The sequence below is a fragment of the Acinetobacter sp. P37 genome, from assembly GCF_057480965.1.
The window spans coordinates 49,101-72,303 of the sequence record NZ_JBLIYY010000012.1 but is presented as its reverse complement, the minus strand read 5'-3'; the positions used below and the strand labels follow the sequence as shown (position 1 = coordinate 72,303).

Below are 23,203 nucleotides of genomic sequence, written 5' to 3'. Positions count from 1 at the left end.
TAACTTAATTAAAGCCATTCTAGGGTGTTCGACGCTAGAATGGCTTTTTATGCTTAGTCGCGTTACACGTCTAATATTTAATCATTCTTCCATGATTTTTCTAAGTAAAGCTTAAGTTTAGAAGTAGAGTTAAAAGTACTCTAAGTAATCAATAAATATAGACATACAAAATAAGCCGTATCCATAACCATCTGAATTGACTTAACTTGCCCTCACCATTATTCTTAGCATGCTGGCCTACATTGCCAGTGGGTTTTAGCAGACCCTATACACAAGAGTACTAAAAAGTCAGATTTTTAGTACTGGATCCTCACGTCCCCCTTTTTTCTATGGTAGGACGGAGGGGGACGCGCTTGCGCGTGCTGGATCCTTGTGTACCAGTCTGCTAACCCTCTTCGTTCTGCCACCATTATTTAGCAGTGATGTGGTAGTTCTTCTTTTAAACAAGGAGTCCATCATGGTCATTCAAATCATCCCCTTACTGTACTGAATTCTATTTCAAACAACTGACTTTTCATCAAGCAGTTGATGGGATTTATTCGTCTCATTTTATTCATATCTGCACATCTTCCTCACTAGGGAGCATGCATCCTTGTGTCTTAAATTTTGATTTCAATACAGAACAATATTAGAGGGGAGCTTCATGAAAATTCAAACATTCAGCATGTTTGCTGTATGCCTTTTACCTGTTTTATCTGCCTGTTCATCGACGGATGCCAAAGACCGCAAAGCCTATATTGAACAGTGTATGTATCCAAACTCAGCCATTAAAACTGCCGTAAGCAGTGAAGAATCTTGTGGCTGTCGTTATGACACCATCCGTGAACAATACGGTAAGCCATTCTTTACTGTGCCTGTGACCAGTGAAGACGATGTACGACGTCTGGACTTTGCCAGAGGTTATTCCGTTGGTAAATGCAGAGGGTAGGAACAGAACATGCTCAAGAATAAATTACTACTGATCGTCGCAATTGCTTTACTGACAGGCTGTACATCAGAAAAGGAAAAAGCCTGTCAGGAAGAAGCGGATGTTGCTGAAACCGTCATGGATGTACGTTTGAAGCAAGGACAAATCGCCAATGCGACATTCTTTCTGGCTGGAAATAATGAAGCGCTACGTGAACAGCTGAGACCCATCATTCATGATGCCTTTGAATATGAACGAGGCGGATTGGCAACCTTTGATGCAACCAAGCAAATGTTTAGAGAAAAATATTACCAACAGTGTATGAATCGTTAAGACAACGCAATGCCATTCAGAAATTAAAGAATGGAAAAAATCTATCCAATCTTACGCTTTAGAAGAAATAAGTGAATCCATATGAAAATCAATAAATTGCTCTATGTCTGTCTGGCTGTCCCAGTATTCTTAATGGGATGCGGTGAAGGTTCATTCAAAGAAGAGGACATAAAGAGCTTGTACAACCAATACGCAAGCTTAAACCCAAAAGTTAAATCGGTATCCAATATCGAGTGTAGTCAGGAAGGCTACGTTTTCCCTGAAGAAAAAAAGCGCCCCATCTTTGCCTGTAGCTACGATCTTGAGTCCGAAACGGGTCAAGAGGTGAAAGAGAAAGCGGTACTAATCCAAGATGAGGCAGGCCGATTGTCCATTCAAGGTTCAGCGTTATTTGATGGTTCTAATATTCAGTATTGATTCAATACAACAGCTTGAGAGATAGATGATGTCCTTAATTTTGTGGTGTATTGGTATCGTCATTTTGTTGATTTGGTTAGGGCCAAGTTTTTTTCTCATGCTCATCTGTTTTGCCATCTTGTCAGCATTATTGGGAATAGGGGGAAAGAAATAAAATGAAAAAGATCATGATGTGGGCAACCATTGCCATGCTCACAGTGGGTTGTGAAAAGCAACCAGAAGCAGCACATGCACAGAATGCGGTTGCTAAAACTGAAGAAACGAAAGCTGCGGTCAAAGCTGAAAAACTGACCGAGAAAGAAATACAGGATTTAGAGGCTTTAGAAAACTCACCAAGTGAAGAAACTGCCAGTACAGCAGGCTTTTACTTAAGTAATTTGGAAGTGACCCCTGTCGAGGAAATACGAGAGTTCATTGCCAAAGGCTGGGATGAGTGGGAAACCTTGAACAGACAGGAGGCGGAGAAGGAAGCACAACAAGCACCCGCTGACCAAGGCGATGCGACCATGCAATACCGCATTGAAATCAAGAATCAGGTCTTTGGCCCGAACAACGTGGTGGAAACAGCCTATCTACATTTAATCTCGCTCTCTGACAGCATTACTCTGGATCGAGTGGTGGTGAACCGTGGTAACTGTAAAGCCGATTATCGTGATGGTGCCAATCCAATTCTGTACGGTAAAACCATGCGCTTCTTTTTAAATTGTGATCCACGGAATGTCCGAGAGGTGGTTGCCGTATTGAAGGATGGTCGAGAAATTGTGATGACCACACAATAAGCTCAAGACGGTATCTTCAGGGGCATGAACCACGGGCTAGGTGTTTGAGGCTTTTGCGTGGATTGAAAGAAATTTCACTTATATAACATAAAGATGAATCAATACACTGAATGAGTTTGTTGAGCCAATTACATAAGGCTTAATAAGCACATTCACAAGACCAATCTGAATCAGGCTGCTGGACTTCATTCCAATTAAGGAATGGGGGCCAGCAGCCTTTTTTGTTTAGAAGGACAAAACGTATGGCACATCAAATTGAACAAATGGCTTATGTAGGCGAAACCCCTTGGCATGGCTTAGGCAACCAACTCACACAAAACCAACCGATTGAAGTCTGGGCACAACAAGCAGGCATGGACTGGCGCATTGAATCTTCCAATGTCAGCTATATGGCGCAGAATGAACGAGGGCAAAGCATCATCATGCCCTATGAAGAACAACGGGTGTTATACCGTTCCGATACCCATGCACCACTGTCTGTGGTCAGTCAACGTTATCAGGAAGTGCAACCGAAACAGATCTTAGAGTTTTATCGTGATCTGACCGAACAATCAGGCTTTGAATTGGAAACCGCAGGTGTACTCAAAGGTGGGAAGAAGTTCTGGGCATTGGCACGAACAGGACAGACTTCAGCCTTAAAGGGTAAAGATGTCAGTAATGGCTATATTCTCTTAGCGACTGCTTGTGATGGAACCCTAGCGACTACAGCACAATTCACCTCGATCCGTGTGGTGTGTAACAACACTTTAGCCATTGCCCTGAAAGGACAAAGCTCAAGTGCAGGCGTGGTCAAAGTCCCGCACAGCACCAAGTTCGATGCTGAGAAAATCAAACAGCAATTGGGTATTTCAGTCCGTACATGGGATGAACACATGTATGAAATGAAACAACTCAGTCAGCGTAAAGTGACGCAGACCGAAGCAGCAGCGTATTTTGATGCGGTGTTTAACAATACCAGCTTAAGTCCAATCGAGCAGGACGACAGTATTATCCAGTTTTATCGTAATGTCGCCACACAAGCCACCTCAGCCACTAAAGCTGACAACAAGACTGAACCGAATGGCCGTGCCATGTCCAAAGTCATGAGCATGTTTAATGGGCAGGGGCGTGGAGCAGAACTCAGTTCAGCCAAAGACACCGCTTATGGCTTGCTGTGCTCGATCACCGAATTTTGCGATCACGAACGTCGAGCCATGAGTCAGGATCACCGTCTGGATTCCGCATGGTTTGGTGCAGGTGCAAGTTTAAAACAACGTGGACTCGAACAAGCCTTGCGCATGATTGCCTGAGCCTCATCAATGACCAGACTCACTTACTGACCTAACGCTCAAATACACCTATAGCCACGTCTTCGGATGTGGCTTTTTTATGCCCGAAATTTAATGAATATAGGAATTAAATAATGAATAGTCACTTAAATATTTCCAACTCATCAAATGCTGTAATGACCAACACAGCAATAAAAACTCAACCTTTTATTGCACCACGTTTCTTCAGTGCCAAACGTCTTGTGAACACCAAAAGTATGAGTCAAGCCGAATGGCTAGAAATCCGTAGACAAGGCATCGGTAGCAGTGATTGTGCCGCAGCCTGTGGCCTTAATCCCTATATGTCGATGCTCGAACTATGGATGATCAAAACAGGACGAATTCAACAAAGCATCGAAGATGAAAGTGAAGGGCATGCACCTTTATATTGGGGTAAACAGCTTGAACCCTTAGTGGCTGAATACTACAGCATGCATACCAACAGCAAAGTCCGTCGTGTCAATGCCGTGTTACAACACCCTGATCCAGACAAACATTTTATGTTGGCTAACTTGGATTACTCAGTCGTGGGGAGTGCAGAAGTACAAATTCTGGAATGTAAAACTGCAGGGGAATATGGAGCCAAGCTGTGGAGAGACGGTGTACCGTTATACGTCCTCTGTCAGGTACAACACCAACTGGCCGTGACAGGCAAGAAAGCCGCGCATATCTGTGTTTTACTCTGTGGACATGAAACCCGTATCTTTAAAGTGACACGCTCAGAGTCAGTGATTCAACACATCATTAATGCAGAGCGTTACTTCTGGGAGTGTGTGGAAAAGGATACGCCACCTGAAGCCGATGCCAGTGAATCGGCAGCTAAAGCCTTACAGCTCCTCTATCCAGAACATGTACCTCTCAGTACCACGGATCTATCCGAAGATGAGCAAGCCAATCAACAGTTTGAGCAATTGCTTCAAGCTCGAAGCCAAATTGACAAGCATCAGGAGCAGTTCGATCTGCTGAAGCATCAACTTCAGGCCAAGATGCAAGATGCCGAACGTGCAACATTCACTAATGGTTCAGTGACATGGAAAAAGGCTAAAGACTCGATCAGTTTAGACAGTAAAGCCTTACTCAAATCACACCCTGAATACCTCAACCAGTTCCCACAAACTAAACAAGGTTCACGACGTTTCAATATCTACAGCAAAGATGATTGAAGCTGCTTTAGCCTAAGTGCAATTCATAAGCGGCGAATCAAGCTCCACTCAACAATCCCATGCCTCAGCATGGGATTTTTTATATCAATTTCATTTTAAGCAAACACAGAAACTTATTTAAACAGAAGAGGAAAACACCATGATTAAAGGTCTAGCCATCACACCGCCTATTCTAGGGCGAATCAGTATTGGCAAGGTTGTCGAAAAGAACGGTAAACGTATCCCTGAAAAGGATGACCAATTTACTATTACTAGTCAAATTCAAGGCAAAGAAGGGTGGATTAAACATCCACTGGATGAGCAGCTTCGAGCCAAAGCACCCAATCAAAAACTCCGTTCAATCCCAGTTCGTATGATCTTTAACGATCCAGAGCTTAACTTGAGGGCTGAGTACAGTTTATTTGACCGTCAGACAGGGCGCCCCGTGTGTGTAGGAAATGGAGAAACCTGTCAACGATTGACCCATCAAGGGATTGAGCAACATTCATGTCCATCTCCTGATCTATGTCCAATGGCACAAGGCGGCAACTGCAAGCCATATGGGCGTTTGCATGTCAATTTAGATGAGTCCGATGAACTCGGCACATTCATTTTTAGAACCACGGGTTTTAATAGCATTCGTACTTTGGCAGCAAGACTCAGTTATTACCATGCGGCATCAAATGGCTTGCTTTCATGCCTACCCTTACAACTCACCCTGAGAGGCAAGTCCACTACACAAAGCTACCGTACACCTGTGTATTACGTGGATTTAACGCTCAGGGATGGCGTCAACCTTCAACACGCTATTCAAACAGCTAAGGACATTGATCAACAAAGTAAAGCTTCAGGATTTAACCAACATGCTTTAGATCAGATGGCACGGCAGGGTTATGGCAACGCACGATTTGAGGTGGATTTAGAAGAGGGGCTGGATTTAGTTGAAGAGTTTTATACAGATGAACTTGTTGAGTTTGAACAAGTACAGCCTAACTCAAAAGCTAAAGCAAAGCCTAAGTTCCATCAGGGGGAGGGCTTTGTGCAGGATATTCAGCAAGGTTTACAGCAGAATGTACGAGCTGTGAATTAGATGGGATTAGACAAGATTGGACTCAGTAAAATTTTATTGGACTGACCTATTATCTGAGCGAATCACCGCTCGCATCAATGATCAGGAGTCAACATCATGAATGCGTTCACAGGTCAAACTTTTCAGATGAATCAAATTATTAATATTAATGAGGTAATTGAGTTTACAAGTATTAGTCGAGCAAAAATTTATGAAATGATAAAAGTGAATTCAAAGTACTATGATCCAACTTTTCCAAAGCCAGTTCGCTTAAGTGAGTCGCGCATTGGATGGGTAGCTTTGGAAGTTCATCAATGGATTGAAGCTAAGATAAAAAGTCGATAAGCTTGGGAGCGAAAGCTCCCTTTTTTTTGAGAAAAGCTGAGAGTTACCATTCATCAATATAAATTCTAGGACCTAATATTTAGTAAAGGTTGAATTTTGGTAGACTTCAAGTTTTTAGAAACTAAAAATCTTAGCTTGTTGTAAAAAAATAATCATGATGCCTAATATATAGACAAATGCAAATAAGAACCAAATCAGTAAGATAAATGCGCCTTCTAGACGAATTCTTATCAAAGATGCACTCTTTAAGCCTTTAAAGCTTTCTGAGATATCTATTAAGAGATTATCTTCTTTTTGAGGGTGCTTCATTAAACATATACGATCAAATTTTTCACCTTGACGCCATAAGTAATCACGATAGTCATTGTATAAAATAGCTGCATTATTGGCTGCTAAATACATGGACCAGAGTAGTAATAAAAAACCAATGATGTATAAGCTATGGAACTGATACCACGTAAGACCTAATTTTGTGTCCGCACGATAAAGGCATAGTAAACCTATCCCGCCTAACAATAGTTGTGCAGAAATATTTCTAGAAAATGACTGTAATTCTTTATTCATTTCATTATCAAATAGCATGATTTACCTATATTTCTAATCGTTATAATCAAAATAGTCTTTTAATGAAATAAAACAATAGGGTCTATTTATCAATACGACGCAGAGTGTCGCTATAAATATAACTGAAAAGAATACTACTTAATAAAGAAGTTAATTATGTAAAAGTAACTTCATTCTAAAAAGAGGATATTGGTTGCTTTAGCATGACTCAAGTACAACTCCAAGGATTGAAAATGAAATTTTATATTATTATCAATACTCTACGTGGTAAAATGGGCAAAGATGAGTTTCATAATTTTATTTTAGGGAACATATTAAAAAACTTGAATATGAATCTAGACCCTATAAGGTCGAGGCTTATCAAGTCATAAAGTAGAAATCCTCAGAATTTAAGATAAAATAAATTAGGATTGCTTCTAGTAACTTACATATATTTAGAATATCTATCTATAAGTAGTTGATGATCGTGAAATTTTAAAAAAGGCTTAAGAGCTAAATAAATTTCCTCTGTTAATTTGATATCTATCCATGAATCATCACCATAGATACATTCACCCATGGCTCTGAAAATAATTTCAATTTCATGATTATTCATTAAAAAGATCTCTTCTTCTACTCTACCTCTAAGCGCATTAAGAAGTTCCTCAAAATTTGAGAATTCTTCATTATAAAAATCAAGCTTTGAAGAGATATAAGAAAAATAGCCTTTTGCATTTTCGACCAAAGAAATCAGACAAAGATATAGTTGTGAAATCTCATTCGTAGTGAAATAGGCACGGCTACTTTTGGGGGAAATATAAAAAGCTTGCAAGGTCTCGATTGTTTTTAATACACCTAAACTTCGATAGTAATGATCTTTGAGTAACGCAAATTTACGAATATCCCTCATGAAACCAAAGTCCTTTAGATCTTTTAAATTTCTGATATTTCTTGAGTAACTAAAGTAGGAAAAAAAGTTCTTCTTTTTATTCCAATTAATAGCTTCAGGAATAAGTTTCTCAGTTATCCATTCAAAAGAAGTTTGACAAGGCCACCATTGTTCTTCGGATACAGGGATTTTGCTAAGGGGCGGTTCCCATAACAAGGTAAGTTCATCTTTATCGTTGATATCTTCAATATTTTCTGCCCAAAACATACCGTGATAAACATCTTCTACAGGTTTATATTTTTCACCAGTATATAGTTGTATGAAATTTCGAGATGCTGAAAATATGTGCCATTCAGTGTTTCCGTTATCTACATCATGAACGTTCGTAAACTTAATCATCAGGTCCCAAATTTGCTTGGGCAATGTACATAAAGCAACATATGTTCGACCGTTCCATGAAATAAAAGGAAAATTATAAGCTTTCCATATAGCTTCAATTTTTTGTATTGCCCCGAGGTATGCGATAGTAAGATTGTCTGCGACTTCTGTAATTTGTTGAACAACTTCGATTGGTAGATTAAAACGACAGTTTTGTAAGTCTATAACTTCAGATTGATTTGATGGGTTATCAATATAAAATGGTCTATACCGAGAGCGGATAGGTTGTCCTGAGTTCCCTAAGAAATTTTCTAACAACCATTTGTTTTCTAGAATAACACTTACCCCATGAGCATCATGCGTTTTGACCGTAATAGTGGCAGAGCCGACATGATTTTGTGTAGGTAATAAAGCCGAAATTTCAATCCACTTTTTTTTAATTTTCCAATTGCCATCCTCAAAAAAGGATTCGTCAAAATCTGAATAATTTAATGAAGAGAAATCAAGAAATTCTTTAGCCGCTTCTCGATTATTTTCATCAGGATCAATTAACGCTTTATGTAATGTCTCAATAAAGTGAGTTCTAAGCATCCATTCATTGTAAAACTGACTTTCAGGAGCCATTGGAAAGAACTTGCTAACAATGTCTGGATAGGGTTGTGACATTGTGGTTAAAGTTACGGCTGTCCATAACTCGGACTCAATTCCTAAAGCATGTAGTTCTTGGTGTATCTCATGCCATTTCTTCGAAATATTTCTAGGTACTTCTTCTTGCGCAAGGATAATTACATATTTATTTATGTTAGGGAGTAAGTCGTTTTGTTTGAACTTTTTTATAGTTTTATCTAGTTCTTGAATTGATAAATTTCCCCAGCATTTGCATTCATATACAGCTAGCTTTTTAGGGGATTTTACAAAATTGGCACAAATATCAAGTCCACCCTGATAGTGTCCATTTCCTTTAATACGATGAGCATTGATTAATTCTTTGTCTTTATGAAGTAGCCATTCGCAATATTGCTCAAATTGTTCACTAGTTAGTTGTAGAAAAGGTAAGACTGTGGCATCGAATGGAATATAATTTTTCATAAATTTTTTTCAAGACAATTTATATATTGTTTTGGTCAAATAAGGATGATTAAAGTCAATATTTTTAGGGAATTAGCTTAACTAAATGTAAATACTGCTTATTTAATACTCTGAGTTTCTGAATTCTAGCATTTAATCATCTTGAATTTGCTTGATAATTAAAAATTATCTTGGCACTCTCTGTCATTTGTAGAAATTAGTAGTTTTTTGGTATGGCTAATTATAAATTCTTAGATTTGTTTGCAGGAGCTGGTGGGCTTTCTGAGGGTTTTATAAAGGCCGGTTTTGATCCAGTTGCTCATGTAGAAGCTGATACAGCTGCATGTGCTACTTTAAGAACACGTCAAACTTTTCATTGGTTAAAGAAAAATAATCAGCTTCAAACTTACATTAAATATCTAGAAGGAAAAATTAGCCGAGAAGAGTTGTGGGCATCTGTACCCAGAGATGTGCTTGATGCTGTAATTAATGAATTTATTGGCCCTGAAAGGTTAAGTGCGATATTTGATAAAGTCGATCAATATCTCAATGGAAGTAAGTTAGATCTAGTGGTTGGTGGGCCACCATGCCAAGCTTACTCAATTATTGGTCGAGCGCGTGGAAATACAAAAGATGACCCCCGCAATCACTTGTATATTTACTATGCCAAATTCTTGGAAAGATATAAGCCTAGATATTTCGTTTTTGAAAATGTTCTTGGACTACTTTCAGCAAAAGATAAAAATGGTAATTCATATTTTGAAAAGGTAACTGCACTTTTTAATTCAATTGGATATGCAGTTGAATATAAAATTCTAACGGCAACTGATTATGGAATACTACAAAATAGAAAGCGGATTATTTTAGTTGGGAAGAAAGGGATCAAAAGTAAAAACTTTTATCCAAATTTACCAATATGGCATTCGGATGCTACTGTATGGAATTTGCTTGAAAATCTTCCGAAAATTAAAGCAGGTGAAGGTTCTCATTTACCATGTTGTGTTACAAAAGAAGCCCACCCGTGGTTAGAACATGCAAATATTAGAACAGATCTACCTGTGACTTGGCATCAGGCTCGACCAAATACACAGCAAGATCTAGAAATTTATCGTATAGCTGTAGATATTTGGAATCGTCATAAAAAACGATTAAATTATAATGATTTGCCAGAGCGATTAAAAAGTCATAAGGTGAGTGAGTCCTTTACTGATCGTTTTAAAGTTGTTTCTGGTGATCTAGCTGCAGCACATACTGTGGTCGCACATATAGCAAAAGATGGGCACCATTATATTCATCCTGATATTGAACAAAATCGATCATTAACTCCTAGAGAGGCTGCAAGATTACAAACTTTTCCAGATGACTATTTTTTTGAAAGTCAGTCTGGTAAACCAAGTCGGACTAGTGCTTATAAACAAATAGGAAATGCTGTTCCTGTTTTCTTAGCATATCAAATAGCTAAACAATTGAAGAGAAATTTTAGATGAAAGATACAAATACAGATAATCAAGAAGAAAAGAAAAAAGAAAAATTTGAATTTAAACCAAGAGCCAGATTACTTGCTCAATTGGGCGATCAGCTAATTAAAAATGAACATATTGCTGTAGTAGAGTTAATTAAAAACTCTTACGATGCTGATGCTAATTTTTGTAAGATTGTATTAGATAATTTTATGGATAAGAAAAATGGCAGCATTGCTATTCTAGATGATGGCAATGGGATGAATATTGATACCGTCAAAAATGCTTGGCTTGAACCCGGAAGTGATTCAAAATTAGATGAAGATAAAACTCCAAAATTATCACCTGTTTACAATAGACTACCAATAGGTGAGAAGGGAATTGGAAGGTTTGGGGTTCATAAATTAGGTGATAAAATTACCTTAATCACTAAGGCTAAAGGTGCTAAAGAGGTCCATGTTGAAATTGATTGGGAAGATATTGAGCATGTTAAATACTTAAAAGATTTTCCTATTAAAGTAGAAGAGAAGGATCAACCTATTTTTTTTACAGAAAAAAACCTTAGGTTGATTTACAACTTAGATGATGAATTCCCTAGTGAGAATATAAAGCAAGAGGGTACATACATATTTATTGAGAATTTAAAAACTCGTTGGGATAGAACAATGATTAGGGAATTAGCGAGAACAGTGAGTTCTTTGCAATCACCGTTTACAAAAAGTAATCAAAGTTTTGAGATTGATCTAGAATTAAAACAAAATAAAAACTGGTTAGAGGGTATTGAAAACTGGGATTCAATTAAAGAAAGAGCATTATTTAAGTTCAAAGTACATATTCGTGGAAGTGAAATAATTAATTTTAATTATGAATTTATGCCTTTCCCTAGTATGTTGGATAAAGTAAAACCAAGAAAAATTACTTTAGATAATAGCGAATATGTTAGTAGTCATAGAAATCTTTTTGATGATGATAATAATAAGAAAAAATTATTAAACTTATCTGAATATAGAATTGGAGATATTGTATTTCAAGGTTATATTTTTGATTTAGACGCGATAGTAATGAAACTTTCAGGAGTTTTAGACCGAAAGAATTTTCGGGAATATTTAAAAAATCATACTGGAGTAAAAGTCTTTAGGGATAATTTACGTGTATATGATTATGGTGAGCATGAAAATGATTGGCTAGGTTTAGATAAAAGCCGCTTTCAAGATCCAAGTAAGGCTATAAGTAACAACTTAATAGTGGCTGCTGTTCATTTTGATCGAGGAAATAGTGCCGATCTTCAAGAAAAAACAAATAGAGAGGGTTTTGTTGAGAATGATGCATATATTGCAATGAAAAAAGCTGTATTACATGCACTGGATATTATAACTAATCTTCGACATGAAGATAAATTTGCTTTACGAAAAGCATTGGCTGAAGAAACAGGGCAAAAAACGATTAATAGTCTCGTTCATGAAGCCTGTGAATACGTAGAAAATAATGTAAAAGAAGTGAAGACAAAACAAGGAATTATTAATTATTTCAAAAAATTTGAGGAGGATTATGAGGCAGTAAAGGATACGTTATTGTTGGCAGCGGGGAGTGGTCTTAGTTTATCGGTAGTTATGCATGAAGTAGAAAAAATTGTTTATGAGGTTCAAAGAATATTAACAAAAGAGCCAGATGAAAAAGAAAGAGTATCAAGTTTAGTTAAACATTTATCAACAATGTTAGATGGGTATTCAGAAATAGTCAAAAGGCCCAAAAAGCAATTTCAGAGTTTAAATTCAGCAATAGATCAAGCTCTATTTAATATTGAGTTTAGGAAGAGAGCACACCATGTAAAAACAATTGATGAATATAAGTTGAGAGGAAATATTAAGGTTAATTATTCTAGACCTTTAATTGTGACATCGATTCAAAATTTATTAGATAATTCAATTTATTGGTTAGACTATAAAAATGAAATTGAAGAAGTAGATTTTGAAAAAAAAATATTTATAGATGTTCAGGAGACTAATCATCAATACCATATTGTGATTGCTGACAATGGCAGTGGCTTGAAGGATTGGGATCCAAATTTATTAATGGAGCCTTTTGTTTCATATAAACCAGATCATAAAGGCATGGGTTTAGGTTTGCATATTACACAACAGGCAATGATTTCAAATAACGGTCAGTTAACTTTTCCTTCATTCTATGATTTCGAGATTCCTGATGAATTTCTTGGAGGGGCGTTGGTAGTGTTAAGTTTTAATAAAGAAGGGGAATGATTGTGCAGAGACTACCTGAAAATGGTCGAGTTGTTCTAGTTGATGATAAATTTGAACAAGCTAAACCATTAATAAATTATTTATCGAAAAATAAAATACCATTTACATATTTTGATGGTAGTTTTGAAAACCTACCAGAGTCGGGCTTTAATGATATTAGATTATTATTTTTAGATATTAATCTTTCGGGTGATACAGTTCCATCCCATCAGCATTTTAGAGCATTACAAACAGTCGTTGATAAATTGATTAATGAGATTACTCATCCTTATTTATTAATTCTTTGGACTCGTGATTCTTCTATTCTAGAGCAATTTAAACAAGATTTTTTTAATGATTCTACTTTAAAGAAGAAACGTCCTATTGATATATTAGCCTTAGAAAAGGGTAAGTTTTTTAGCCTTTATGGTGATCCATTGGAGGGTGATAGCTTAGAGTTAGAGAAGGAATTTATTGAAAAATTAAATGAGTATCCAGAACTAGGGTGTATTTTTCATTGGGAGTCTGTCGTACATAAAGTTACTAATGAAATTGCTTCAATGTTTTTCCCTCAATTTGGTGAATATACTACTTGGTCTGATGAAACTAAAAAAATGTTTACCCAATTTTCTAAGGCAAGTTTAGGGAAGTATTTTGATGATGCAAAAGAAGAAACAAGATTAAATAGTGCCTTTGAAGTCATCCACCAAGTATTTATGGATGAGTTAGAAACTCAATTCTACAAAGCTGAGAAAAAACTTATTCTAGATGGGTTATCTGATATTATTGCTCCAAATTATAGTATTAATAGCAAATTATTGATCGAAATGAATGATCGAGTGGGAGCCGACTATCCTGGATCATTAATTGAATTAAAGAAAGCTGATACAGATAAAAGTAATTTTTTATTAAGTGTTATAGATAAGGAATTATTTGAAAATAAAGTAGGTCAAGTATATGAATTGTTAACTGAAAGTGGTGAGAAATTTAGTGCTTTATCCAAAAGTAAACGATCTGAAGAATGTAAAAAATATCGAAAAACTGAGATATTGCCCTATCTGAAAATAGTTCAGTTACGTATAGATCCTTTATGTGACTATGTACAAAAAAAGATTCAACATTCGAAATGTGTAAATGGCTTACTTGTCCCAGAGATTGCGTTTGGTTTTATTGATCGTCGGTCTGAGGCTCTTTATATTTCGCCAATATTTGAATATGAAGGGCGAAATGTGGCTTTAGTTATTGATTATAGAACATTAAATACTGTTCCAGCCTTAGATCAGAAATCAAAGGATAAGAATGATATTGACGAGCAATCTGTTTTAAAAAATCAGGAAACTTTAGTTTGCAAAGAAGAGTTATTACTCTTTCGTGTTCGATCAGGATTATTAGCAGATATTCAATCCAAATTTGCACGACACGCAAATCGACAAGGCTTATTGTATCTTTGAATTAAGAGACTATTTAATGATTAAAAGTGGCTGTTTAATATCAATACAAGCCTTATTTTTAAATAAGGTTATTAGTTTGAACAACTTTATTTCTCAAACCATCAATAAAGTCCGACCACTCTTGCATCATTTTAGTCCTATATTCAAGGTATTGGGCATGGTTATACGCCTGAGAGACGGCATTGCCAACGGTGTGGGCTAACTGTATCTCAATAGCATCATGCATATAGCCTTGCTCATGTAAGGTTGTAGACGCAAGTCCACGAAAACCATGCCCTGTCATTTTACCTGTATAACCCATAGTGCGAATGGCGCTTAACAGAGCATTATTACTTAATGGTTTTGCAGTACTGTGATTATAGAAAACAAATTGCTTGTTGCCTGTAAGGGGTTGTAGAGCTTGAATGAGCTCCATAGCTTGTCTTGATAATGGAACGATATGAGGTAAAGCCATTTTCATCTTGTAGGCTGGAATTCTCCATAAATGATTCTCAAAATCAATCTCATTCCACTCCATGTTAATAAGCTCAGCAGTTCTTACAAAAGTTAAAGTCATTACTTGTAAGGCAGTTTTAACCAAAATGTTACCGTGATAACGATCCATTCGTTCTAAGAAAGGTGGGAATTCAGAAATATCTAAGCGAGCCATGTGCTTCACTTTACGAGGCTTGAGAGCTTCTTGAAGGTGAGGGGTTGGATCATTATCGATTAACCCTTTACGAATTGCATAACGGAAAATACGCCCAGCTAAAGGTATAGAGCGTTTAGCCATCTCCTGAGCACCACGTGCTTCAATTTGCTTAGCACAAGCAAGGACATCTTTCCCTTTGATTTGATCAATAGGCATATGTCCTAATGCTGGAAAAAGATCTTTTTCAAATACAGATAAGTCGCGTAAGTAAGTCCCTTCTTTAATGACAGCCTTACGATCTTCCATCCATTCCATAGCAAGTGCTTTGAAAAGAATGCTTTCATCGACTTGTTGTTTCTTTTGCTTTTTCTCTTCATTGGGATTAATCCCATCTTTAAGCTTTAATCGTGCTTCATCTCTAGCACGGCGAGCCTGTGCAAGCGTAGTTTCAGGGTATGTACCAATACTGAAGATATTCTCTTTTCCATTCAAACGAAACTTCATTCGCCAATGCATTCCTCCAGAAGGAGTGACCTCTAGATACATGCCTTTTTCATCAGAGTATTTAGTTTTCTTTTCTGAAGGTTTTATTTTTCTGACTTGAGCATCTGTAAGCATGGCAATAATTCCGCAGAATTGGGGGTATAATTTTAGGGATAAAATATTATACCCCCAGTTATACCCCCAACTACATCAAGCTTGCAATAGATCAAGTAGATTGTATGAGACGTAAAAAAAGCTTAAACCCTTTAGATTTAAGCTTTTTTAGACCTTATGAGATTCCATAAGAGTTGAATTTGGCGGTGAAAGAGGGATTCGAACCCTCGAAACGCTATAAACGTTTACACACTTTCCAGGCGTGCTCCTTCAGCCACTCGGACACTTCACCTTTTGCGCGGTGGATAATAGCGAAAAAAATATATTCTGCCAAGAGAAACAATTGAATTAGACAAAAACATCTTGAGCGGTGCTATGATTCGCAAAAATCCTGTCTAAATTGAAGACAATTATATGCAAAGTACTGCACAAAAAGCCGCATTGCCTGCCATCACCTTGGCAGCTTTGGGCGTAGTATTCGGAGACATTGGGACGAGCCCGTTATATGCGCTGCGCCAATGTTTCCTCACAGCACACTTGGCGATTAGCGAAGCGTCTGTGCTGGGTATTCTGTCCCTGATTTTCTGGTGCATCATGCTGACGATTAGTTTTAAATACGTCAGCATCATCATGCGCGCAGATAACAATGGCGAGGGCGGTATTATGTCGCTGTTGGCCTTGAATCTACGAACCACACGAATTGCCGAAAACAAAAAAATCTACCTGATCGCCCTTGGCTTTATTGGGGCATCTTTGTTCTTTGGTGATGGGATCATTACCCCCGCAATCTCTGTGTTATCTGCGATTGAAGGCTTAAGTATTGCGACGCCGATGTTTAACCAATGGCTGCAACCCTTATCGATCGGTATTTTGGCGGGGCTATTTTTAGTGCAACGCCATGGCACAGGCACGATGGGTAAATTCTTTGGTCCCTTGACGCTCATGTGGTTTTTATCCATTGGTGGTTTTGGACTATGGAGTATTTCGCAAACGCCATTTGTGTTGACCATGATCAGTCCGCATTGGGCTTTCAATTTTGTGGTACAGCAGCCTTATGTTGCGTTTTTGACCATGGGTGCGGTTATCTTGACGATGACGGGTGGTGAGGCAATCTATGCCGATATGGGGCATTTTGGCCGACTCCCAATCCGCTTGGCATGGTTTATTGTGGTGATGCCGTGCTTGCTGTTGAACTATGCAGGCCAAGGTGCCTTGCTACTGCGTAATCCAGAAGCTTTAGCCAATCCATTTTATATGCTGATCCCAGAATGGGCACTGTATCCAATGATTGCTTTGGCGACAGCGGCCGCGGTGATTGCCTCTCAAGCGGTGATCACAGGGGTATTCTCTATGGTCAATCAGGCGATTCAATTGCGTTATTTGCCGCGTTTGACAGTGAAACATACCTCTGAAGTTGAACGTGGTCAGATTTATTTGCCATTTATTAACTGGGCATTGTTTATCTCGGTGCTGATCTTGATCTTGCTGTTTGAAAACAGTGCGAATTTGGCCAGTGCGTATGGCGTAGCTGTGACCATGACCATGCTCTGCGGTACGATTTTGATCTCAGTTTTAGCTTATGGTTTATGGCGTTGGCCGGTTTGGAAAGTGGCGATTTTTGCAGTGCCATTTTTATTGATTGATTTGATCTTTGTTGCATCGACATCATTAAAAATCGCAGCGGGCGGTTGGGTTCCAATCCTGATTGGTGCGGTATTGTTTACGATTTTAATGACGTGGAAAGATGGACGGGCATTGGTGCTCAATCGGCTCGGTAAAGATGCTTTGCCTATTGACCTGTTTATTCGCAGTGTCAGCATGGGCAGTGAAACCAAGTTTGTTCCAGGTGATGCGGTATTCTTAACTGGAACGCCTGAGATCGTGCCTCATGCCATGTTGCATAATATCAAGCACAATAAAGTCCTGCATGAACGCAATATTATGGTTACGGTCAACACCCGAGATGTGCCATTTGTACCCGAAAATGAGCGGGTGATCACGGAAAAACTAGATGATCGATTCTATCGAATCACGATGTTTTATGGGTTTAAAGATCAGCCGAATATTCCTGCCGCTTTGGAGCATGCGTATCGTGAATTGGGCTTTGAATTTGATCTAATGCAAATCAGTTTCTTTATTTCCAGAGACCGTATTATTCATACCTTGGGTGAAGGCATGGCACCTTGGCGAGAAAAGCTGTTTATCTCTATGCAGCGAAATACCAGTCCAGTCAGCGATTTTTATCAAATTCCAACCAACCGTGTGGTTGAGTTGGGCAGTCAGATTGAAATTTAAGACTTAGATTGAACTTTTAGGCATAGATTTAAAAGTTAGACACGAAAAAGCCAGATCAATTCTGGCTTTTTTTTATCTGTAATAATTAAACTTTTTTAGTCCAAAGACATAGAGATCATTCTGTTGCTTTTTCCTGGGAGGAGTATGCGAGCAAAACAACAGAATGAAGATGTTGCGTTATTTCATCCTTGAAAATACGCTGATTAGTTGATTGTCGCGTCTACATCTGCAGAGGCTTCAGGCGCAGCTTGGATGGCTTCGTCAGCAACAGGTGCTTCTGGGTTGGCTTGAATTGATGCATCTGCAGGATTTGCACTTTGAGTTTCAGGTGCTGCCATAAAAGCATCTTGTTGTGCTTGAGGAGCTTCAGGCAATGCAGCCGATGCGCTATCGGCATTCACTGGCGCTTCTGCAGAAGAGGCAATGACGGGTGCAGCATTGGCATCCGTTGCTACGGCTTCAGGTGCTTGCTGTGCTGTTTCCACAGGTGCTTCAGTTATAACGGCTTCAGGTGTATTGGCCACTGCTGTTTGTTCAGTTGGAACGGACTGCTCTGTAGGTGCAGCAGCTACACTTTGTTGTTCATTTGCGAGTGCATTTTCCGCTTCAGTCACGGCTTGTTCAGCATTTGCAGGGACTGCAGGGGCATTCGGATCGATTTGGTTTGCCTGAGCTTGTTCAGGGTTTAAGGGCTGTTCTGTTGCAGCGGCATTGACTTGTCCGGCAGGAGCTTCAACCAATTGAACTTGGCCACTTGAAACTAAGTCCTGAATGGAACCAGGTTGACCATTCACGGTGGTCACAATTTTGACTTTAGATAAGCTTTCTAATGTATCACCGGGTTGAATCGGCGGCTCTGCAAATGCTGCTGCGCTCATTAAACCTGAAATTAAACCTAAACCTAAAATTTTAGAATGCATAATCACTCCGTATATTTTTATCGCAATTTTTCGTATTTTTACCTTGTCATAATTCTTGAGGCGAATTCAATGAAACATACGCAACTGCTTCATGACCTCCTATAAAGAACTGCACAACTGCGACATAAAGTTACATCAACTGCTGCTTTGTTAAACAATATTTGTGTGATTGTTAAGCAAATTAAAAAAGAAAAGTGTACTAAAATTTGCACCCTTGCTAAGCTGCGGAAAAATAGTCCTTTTAGAAGTCATTGTTGTAAGTCATGGTCAAAAAGAAACGCAATTCAGCAAATCCGCTTTCACAGTTATTTGGGCAAAATGGCATAAAAGTGCTGTTGGGTCTGGTGGCAACAGGAAGCTTTGCTATTGCTTTCGGGCAAGAAAAAATTCAACAACTTGTTTCTATGAGCAGCACTTCAAATAGCGCCTGTTTGGACCAATTTTATCGTGAAGTGCCACCTTATTTGGTCCGTGAAAGCCTACATAAAAACAGTTTTCCACTGTGTTTTAATGGCTTTAATGTCATGTATTCAGGGATATCCAAGACACCGCTTTGGGTTGCAGAAGCATTAACCCCCGCACGCCTGAGTCAAAAAATTCCGCGTGAAGATAACTTTCATGAAGAGACTCGCGTGCCGTCTGAATATCGGGCTTTGCTTTCAGACTATAAATCTTCAGGCTATGACCGTGGACACATGGCGCCAAATGCCGATATGCCCAATAAAGCTGCGCAGTTAGACAGTTTTTCTTTGGCCAATATGGTGCCGCAAGCTCCAAAAAATAATCAGCAAGTGTGGCGTGAGTTAGAAGAAGCCACACGGGCGATAGTGACCAAACAAAAGCAAGATGTCTATGTGGTAACGGGGCCGGTATATAGTGCGAAAAAATTAAAAACCATCGGGCAAGGGGTCATCGTGCCGACCGCTACTTATAAGGCGATCTATTTGCCGAAAAAAGGTGTTGCAGGCGTGTACTATGCAGACAATACCTTGCGTGATACGGCACCGACAGTCAAAGTCATGAGTATTTGTGCGCTAGAAGAACTGACTGGAATTAATTTCTTTCCAGAATTAACCGAAGACCAAAAGCGTAATACCTACCGTTTGCCACTCAAAGCCACCCAAGTCAAAGCAAATCAAGACATCGCTTATTTGCATTGGGATGCTGAAAGCCAGTGTGCTGCAGATGTCGCAGAAGACAAGATTTTAAGTTTGCAAAAAGAGTTTAAATCGAGTGGTGGTTCTGTGGGAGAGACATCCATGGCAAGCAGTGAAAATGACAACAATCAAGATGCCTTGGTCAAACAATTGATTGAAGAAATTTTGCAATATCTGCTACAAATTTTGAAATAATCGAGTAGATAATAGCGTTGAACTGCGAGCGATGAAGAGGATCATGGCTTGCAGTTGAAATCTTTTTCACGTATTTCTATTGCTGCATCACTACAAAAAGAAAGAAGGATATCCAACATGTTTAAAGCATTTGAAAATGACACAGCGTCGCATGCAATTCATGACTTAACACTAGAAAATGGCCAAGATCGAATTAATATTTATGGCAACTTACAGGTGACGAAAGACCAAGCTGGTTTAGCTGCAGCGAAAGCTTTACAGGCATTTTTCAATGATGTGGTGACCACGCTTGAGGCAGAAACCAACTTAGCTGAAAAAATAGCGCAGGGCGGTGAAGACAACGAAGTGGAAAATCCATTTCTTTAATGCTGTGTCATCGGCTGTCGAAGGACGCAATGCTCAATTCGGGATGAATGGAAAAAAGCTCACAGGTTGTGAGCTTTTTTTGTGGCGTATTTTTCTATTTATGCGTCTTTTGCCATCAGTTTATAGATGACCGCACCAATCACTGCGCCAATGATTGGGGCTACCCAAAACAGCCAAACTTGTGACAGCGCAGCAGTTTCAGCAAAGAATGCGACACCCATACTACGCGCTGGGTTGACTGAAGTATTGGTGACGGGAATGCTGATGAGATGGATCAATGTAAGCGCAAGACCGATCGCAATTGGGGCAAATCCAGCAGGGGCACGTTTATCCGTGGCTCCCATGATCACAATCAGAAAGCCAGCAGTCAGCACAATTTCAATAACTAACGCTGAGAGCATAGAGTATTTGCCAGGAGATAACTCACCATAGCCATTGGTGGCAAAACCGCCGACACCGATAAATCCGGCCTGACCTTGTACAATGATGAATAGAATAAATGCGGCGAGGGTTGCACCCAGTAATTGAGAAATAATATAGGGTGCCAGTTCTTTTGCTTCAAAACGACCGCCTGCCCACAAGCCGATACTCACTGCAGGGTTAAAATGTCCCCCTGAGATATGACCCAGCGCATAAGCAGCCGTTAATACGGTTAGACCGAAGGCCAGTGCCACGCCAGCGAAGCCAATGCCAAGTTCAGGAAAGGCCGCAGCCAAGACCGCACTACCACAACCACCAAAGACCAGCCAAAAGGTACCAATCAGTTCTGCTAAATATTTATTCATTTAAAACTCCATTTGTTTTTGTCATTTGGAATAGATTTTCAATCTTTCACTCAGCATGAGTGCAATCTAGTTGTGAAGTGTTGTTTTATTCATTTATTGAATATGCATAGATTTAATGGATTTTGCTGAAAATCACAACATTTAAAATGATAACTGTGTCACATTTTTAACTTGCTGCTTCAATTTGCGATAAGCGCCATTGCTGTGGGGTTAAGTTTCGCCATTGTTTAAACGCACGTTGAAATGCACTCTGTTCTGAATAACCCAGCAGTAGCGCAATTTCCTGCAAACTTAAATGCGGGTCTCTTAAAAATTCTTCAGCCATCATGCAGCGGACTTCCTGCATACGCTGCTGATAGGTGCTGCCTTGTTGTTGTAAATAGCGTTGTAATTGTCGGACGGAAAGATTGAGTTGCGTAGCGACATGTTCAATTTGGAACTGATTTTTTTGCAAACCCATTAAGATGGCTTGCTGTAAGCGTTGGTCGATTTGCGTGGTATTCGGCAGTTTTTCTAATAAAGACTGTGCCTGTTGCATCAACAGTTTTTGTAAGGTCTGATCGCCTTGGGAAAAAGGGCGAGACAGTTCTTGAATGGGAACGATAACCTTCGACTTTTCTTGGGAAAAACGAACTTTGCAGCGAAAATATTGTTCATACTGAGCGACATTTTTCGGTGCAGGATTATGAAAATGCACTTCGTGTAAATTGATATCTTCAAAACGCATAAATAATTTTAGAAACTGCAGCATTAACGCAATCGCAATTTCATCGGTCAATTGATTGGCCATATTCATGGGTAAATCATTCCAACCGATGGAGAAAAAATCATTTTGAATATCAATCAGCAATGGACTGCCATCGAAGATTAAGCGATGAAAATCATGGTAGCGGAGCAGCGCTTCGCCCAAGTTTTCACAGGACAGGGCAATATACGCAATAATGCCAATATGTTTGGGTTGCACATGTTCAGCAATTTCTAAACCCAGCGCCGGCTTTTGGATCTTTTGATCTAAATCCATCAATAAATCACGCCAAATGGCATAATCAAAACGCTCTAAGTTTTGAACTTTATTCAGTTTTTCAGGAATAGCAATGCCTTGAGCTTGGTGATAAGCATAGAGCAAATGGCCCAGTCCTCCATAGACCGATCCTGTATAGTCCTTGAGTTGTTGCATATTTTTTTTAATTCTAAATTTTGTCGTGTTTTGTCAATAATATTAAAAAAAACGGTCAATATCTAGCCCTTTTCATTACCTATAGTGGAGCTAATAAAAGGAGATATTGGTCATGTTAAAAGGTTTTATTGCAGGGTTGGTCGTCGCCAATGCCTTTGAATGGTTCGCACATAAATATGTTTTGCATGGGACACATCGGTCAGGCACGCCACGTTTTAGTCCAGTACCGAAAAGCATGAAATCACATTGGGAACATCATCGTGAAGTTCGAAAAACAGATTTTCATGATCATGGCTATGTTGAAGGTGTACAGAACTGGCGCACGAAAAATGAAATATTGTCACTGGTGGCAGTTTCAGCGGTATTTGTCCCGCTGTTTTATCCCATTTCCAAAGGAATGAGTTTGTCTGTGCTGTATTGCGCAGGGAATTATTATTATATCCATCGTCGCGCACATCTTGAGCCAGAGTGGGCGATGAAAAAGATTCCATGGCACTATGACCACCATATGAACTCAAATCAGGATGCCAATTGGTGTGTGACTAAGCCGTGGTTTGATTATATTTTAGGGACTCGAGTGATCTCCTCGGCAAAATTACAGGAACAGAACCCATTGGGTGTGTTACTACCGACAGCGATTGCGAAACCATTGTCACACTGGGTCAATCGGGTATTTCCTGCAAAGTGGGTCGCTGAGCGCGAAAAGCCAGTTGCACTGCTTGAAACGGTCTAATATGAATGCGCTGTGCGTTTTG

General features: G+C 39.0%; 21 protein-coding genes and 1 tRNA gene. 15 read left to right on the top strand and 7 right to left on the bottom strand.

The genetic code is table 11. From position 1 onward, the window contains the following. Positions 1 to 643: 643 nt before the first annotated feature. From AC25JC_RS12055 to AC25JC_RS12020, 8 genes are all read left to right on the top strand, one after another. A complete protein-coding gene (locus AC25JC_RS12055; RefSeq protein WP_457904632.1) occupies positions 644 to 928 on the top strand; it encodes a hypothetical protein in 285 nt (94 codons plus the stop codon). A 9-nt stretch (positions 929 to 937) separates the two neighbouring features. Beyond that, positions 938 to 1,240, top strand: a complete 303-nt coding sequence (locus tag AC25JC_RS12050) for a hypothetical protein (RefSeq protein ID WP_486924107.1) — start codon at positions 938 to 940, stop codon at positions 1,238 to 1,240. Positions 1,241 to 1,417: 177 nt separating this feature from the next. Next, the gene (locus tag AC25JC_RS12045) at positions 1,418 to 1,657 is read left to right on the top strand and encodes a hypothetical protein (RefSeq protein WP_147250857.1); all 240 of its coding nucleotides are present in this window, start codon (positions 1,418 to 1,420) and stop codon (positions 1,655 to 1,657) included. 155 nt (positions 1,658 to 1,812) lie between these two features. Beyond that, the gene (locus AC25JC_RS12040; protein ID WP_486924106.1) at positions 1,813 to 2,436 is read left to right on the top strand and encodes a hypothetical protein; all 624 of its coding nucleotides are present in this window, start codon (positions 1,813 to 1,815) and stop codon (positions 2,434 to 2,436) included. Positions 2,437 to 2,678: 242 nt separating this feature from the next. Further along, positions 2,679 to 3,725, top strand: a complete 1,047-nt coding sequence (locus tag AC25JC_RS12035; protein ID WP_457904630.1) for a DUF932 domain-containing protein — start codon at positions 2,679 to 2,681, stop codon at positions 3,723 to 3,725. Positions 3,726 to 3,880: 155 nt separating this feature from the next. Then, positions 3,881 to 4,906, top strand: a complete 1,026-nt coding sequence (locus AC25JC_RS12030; protein WP_486924116.1) for a YqaJ viral recombinase family nuclease — start codon at positions 3,881 to 3,883, stop codon at positions 4,904 to 4,906. Positions 4,907 to 5,045: 139 nt separating this feature from the next. Beyond that, positions 5,046 to 5,975: a recombination directionality factor gene (locus AC25JC_RS12025; RefSeq protein ID WP_457904629.1), complete on the top strand. Its 930-nt coding sequence runs from the start codon at positions 5,046 to 5,048 to the stop codon at positions 5,973 to 5,975. Between the two features lie 96 nt (positions 5,976 to 6,071). Further along, positions 6,072 to 6,299, top strand: a complete 228-nt coding sequence (locus AC25JC_RS12020; RefSeq protein WP_457904628.1) for a helix-turn-helix transcriptional regulator — start codon at positions 6,072 to 6,074, stop codon at positions 6,297 to 6,299. 114 nt (positions 6,300 to 6,413) lie between these two features. Here the strand turns inward: AC25JC_RS12020 and AC25JC_RS12015 are convergent, their stop codons facing one another. Together AC25JC_RS12015 and AC25JC_RS12010 are read right to left on the bottom strand one after the other, a co-directional pair. Further along, positions 6,414 to 6,863 (bottom strand): hypothetical protein, encoded by a 450-nt coding sequence (locus AC25JC_RS12015; protein WP_457904627.1) that lies wholly within the window; start codon positions 6,861 to 6,863, stop codon positions 6,414 to 6,416. Positions 6,864 to 7,287: 424 nt separating this feature from the next. Beyond that, entirely contained in the window at positions 7,288 to 9,198 is a 1,911-nt protein-coding gene (locus AC25JC_RS12010; RefSeq protein WP_486924105.1) for a hypothetical protein, read from the bottom strand. A gap of 212 nt (positions 9,199 to 9,410) precedes the next feature. On the opposite strand from AC25JC_RS12010, the gene AC25JC_RS12005 reads away from it, so the two are divergent. From AC25JC_RS12005 to AC25JC_RS11995, 3 genes are read left to right on the top strand one after another with little or no spacing between them, the layout of a single operon-like run. Next, positions 9,411 to 10,664: a DNA cytosine methyltransferase gene (locus AC25JC_RS12005; protein ID WP_486924104.1), complete on the top strand. Its 1,254-nt coding sequence runs from the start codon at positions 9,411 to 9,413 to the stop codon at positions 10,662 to 10,664. Beyond that, on the top strand, positions 10,661 to 12,895 hold the full coding sequence (locus AC25JC_RS12000; protein WP_486924103.1) for an ATP-binding protein: 2,235 nt from the start codon (positions 10,661 to 10,663) through the stop codon (positions 12,893 to 12,895). The genes AC25JC_RS12005 and AC25JC_RS12000 overlap by 4 nt, the downstream gene beginning before the upstream one ends. A 2-nt stretch (positions 12,896 to 12,897) precedes the next feature. Further along, complete coding sequence (locus tag AC25JC_RS11995) at positions 12,898 to 14,325, top strand: hypothetical protein (RefSeq protein WP_486924102.1); 1,428 nt, start codon at positions 12,898 to 12,900, stop codon at positions 14,323 to 14,325. Between the two features lie 58 nt (positions 14,326 to 14,383). On the opposite strand, the gene AC25JC_RS11990 is transcribed toward AC25JC_RS11995, so the two are convergent. Both AC25JC_RS11990 and AC25JC_RS11985 read right to left on the bottom strand, forming a co-directional pair. Continuing rightward, positions 14,384 to 15,574, bottom strand: coding sequence for a tyrosine-type recombinase/integrase (locus tag AC25JC_RS11990; protein WP_486924101.1), 1,191 nt, complete (start codon positions 15,572 to 15,574; stop codon positions 14,384 to 14,386). A gap of 180 nt (positions 15,575 to 15,754) precedes the next feature. After that, positions 15,755 to 15,845 (bottom strand) — tRNA-Ser (locus tag AC25JC_RS11985). A 122-nt stretch (positions 15,846 to 15,967) separates the two neighbouring features. Here AC25JC_RS11985 and AC25JC_RS11980 point away from each other — a divergent pair. Beyond that, a complete protein-coding gene (locus AC25JC_RS11980) occupies positions 15,968 to 17,848 on the top strand; it encodes a potassium transporter Kup (protein ID WP_078193161.1) in 1,881 nt (626 codons plus the stop codon). Positions 17,849 to 18,051: 203 nt separating this feature from the next. Here the strand turns inward: AC25JC_RS11980 and AC25JC_RS11975 are convergent, their stop codons facing one another. Next, positions 18,052 to 18,768: a hypothetical protein gene (locus AC25JC_RS11975; RefSeq protein ID WP_180116117.1), complete on the bottom strand. Its 717-nt coding sequence runs from the start codon at positions 18,766 to 18,768 to the stop codon at positions 18,052 to 18,054. Positions 18,769 to 19,031: 263 nt separating this feature from the next. Here AC25JC_RS11975 and AC25JC_RS11970 point away from each other — a divergent pair, with 263 nt between their 5' ends. Next, positions 19,032 to 20,120 carry a DNA/RNA non-specific endonuclease gene (locus tag AC25JC_RS11970; protein WP_078193159.1) on the top strand — a complete coding sequence of 363 codons (1,089 nt, stop codon included), beginning with the start codon at positions 19,032 to 19,034 and terminating at the stop codon, positions 20,118 to 20,120. A 117-nt stretch (positions 20,121 to 20,237) separates the two neighbouring features. Continuing rightward, positions 20,238 to 20,486 (top strand): hypothetical protein, encoded by a 249-nt coding sequence (locus AC25JC_RS11965; RefSeq protein WP_078193158.1) that lies wholly within the window; start codon positions 20,238 to 20,240, stop codon positions 20,484 to 20,486. A gap of 98 nt (positions 20,487 to 20,584) precedes the next feature. Here the strand turns inward: AC25JC_RS11965 and aqpZ are convergent, their stop codons facing one another. Both aqpZ and AC25JC_RS11955 read right to left on the bottom strand, forming a co-directional pair. Further along, the gene (gene aqpZ / locus AC25JC_RS11960) at positions 20,585 to 21,271 is read right to left on the bottom strand and encodes an aquaporin Z (RefSeq protein ID WP_078193157.1); all 687 of its coding nucleotides are present in this window, start codon (positions 21,269 to 21,271) and stop codon (positions 20,585 to 20,587) included. A gap of 166 nt (positions 21,272 to 21,437) precedes the next feature. Next, positions 21,438 to 22,448 carry an AraC family transcriptional regulator ligand-binding domain-containing protein gene (locus AC25JC_RS11955; protein WP_486924100.1) on the bottom strand — a complete coding sequence of 337 codons (1,011 nt, stop codon included), beginning with the start codon at positions 22,446 to 22,448 and terminating at the stop codon, positions 21,438 to 21,440. 112 nt (positions 22,449 to 22,560) lie between these two features. On the opposite strand from AC25JC_RS11955, the gene AC25JC_RS11950 reads away from it, so the two are divergent. Beyond that, positions 22,561 to 23,181 (top strand): hypothetical protein, encoded by a 621-nt coding sequence (locus AC25JC_RS11950; RefSeq protein ID WP_486924099.1) that lies wholly within the window; start codon positions 22,561 to 22,563, stop codon positions 23,179 to 23,181. Positions 23,182 to 23,203 lie beyond the last annotated feature (22 nt).

What these genes read in the sequence shown, in the direction of transcription:
- AC25JC_RS12055 (WP_457904632.1), top strand. Translation starts at nt 644, where the DNA reads ATGAAAATTCAAACATTCAGCATGTTTGCTGTATGCCTTTTACCTGTT.
- AC25JC_RS12050 (WP_486924107.1), top strand. Translation starts at nt 938, where the DNA reads ATGCTCAAGAATAAATTACTACTGATCGTCGCAATTGCTTTACTGACA.
- AC25JC_RS12040 (WP_486924106.1), top strand. Translation starts at nt 1,813, where the DNA reads ATGAAAAAGATCATGATGTGGGCAACCATTGCCATGCTCACAGTGGGT.
- AC25JC_RS12035 (WP_457904630.1), top strand. Translation starts at nt 2,679, where the DNA reads ATGGCACATCAAATTGAACAAATGGCTTATGTAGGCGAAACCCCTTGG.
- AC25JC_RS12030 (WP_486924116.1), top strand. Translation starts at nt 3,881, where the DNA reads ATGACCAACACAGCAATAAAAACTCAACCTTTTATTGCACCACGTTTC.
- AC25JC_RS12025 (WP_457904629.1), top strand. Translation starts at nt 5,046, where the DNA reads ATGATTAAAGGTCTAGCCATCACACCGCCTATTCTAGGGCGAATCAGT.
- AC25JC_RS12020 (WP_457904628.1), top strand. Translation starts at nt 6,072, where the DNA reads ATGAATGCGTTCACAGGTCAAACTTTTCAGATGAATCAAATTATTAAT.
- AC25JC_RS12015 (WP_457904627.1), bottom strand. Translation starts at nt 6,863, where the DNA reads ATGAATAAAGAATTACAGTCATTTTCTAGAAATATTTCTGCACAACTA.
- AC25JC_RS12010 (WP_486924105.1), bottom strand. Translation starts at nt 9,198, where the DNA reads ATGAAAAATTATATTCCATTCGATGCCACAGTCTTACCTTTTCTACAA.
- AC25JC_RS12005 (WP_486924104.1), top strand. Translation starts at nt 9,411, where the DNA reads ATGGCTAATTATAAATTCTTAGATTTGTTTGCAGGAGCTGGTGGGCTT.
- AC25JC_RS12000 (WP_486924103.1), top strand. Translation starts at nt 10,661, where the DNA reads ATGAAAGATACAAATACAGATAATCAAGAAGAAAAGAAAAAAGAAAAA.
- AC25JC_RS11990 (WP_486924101.1), bottom strand. Translation starts at nt 15,574, where the DNA reads ATGCTTACAGATGCTCAAGTCAGAAAAATAAAACCTTCAGAAAAGAAA.
- AC25JC_RS11980 (WP_078193161.1), top strand. Translation starts at nt 15,968, where the DNA reads ATGCAAAGTACTGCACAAAAAGCCGCATTGCCTGCCATCACCTTGGCA.
- AC25JC_RS11975 (WP_180116117.1), bottom strand. Translation starts at nt 18,768, where the DNA reads ATGCATTCTAAAATTTTAGGTTTAGGTTTAATTTCAGGTTTAATGAGC.
- AC25JC_RS11970 (WP_078193159.1), top strand. Translation starts at nt 19,032, where the DNA reads ATGGTCAAAAAGAAACGCAATTCAGCAAATCCGCTTTCACAGTTATTT.
- AC25JC_RS11965 (WP_078193158.1), top strand. Translation starts at nt 20,238, where the DNA reads ATGTTTAAAGCATTTGAAAATGACACAGCGTCGCATGCAATTCATGAC.
- aqpZ (WP_078193157.1), bottom strand. Translation starts at nt 21,271, where the DNA reads ATGAATAAATATTTAGCAGAACTGATTGGTACCTTTTGGCTGGTCTTT.
- AC25JC_RS11955 (WP_486924100.1), bottom strand. Translation starts at nt 22,448, where the DNA reads ATGCAACAACTCAAGGACTATACAGGATCGGTCTATGGAGGACTGGGC.
- AC25JC_RS11950 (WP_486924099.1), top strand. Translation starts at nt 22,561, where the DNA reads ATGTTAAAAGGTTTTATTGCAGGGTTGGTCGTCGCCAATGCCTTTGAA.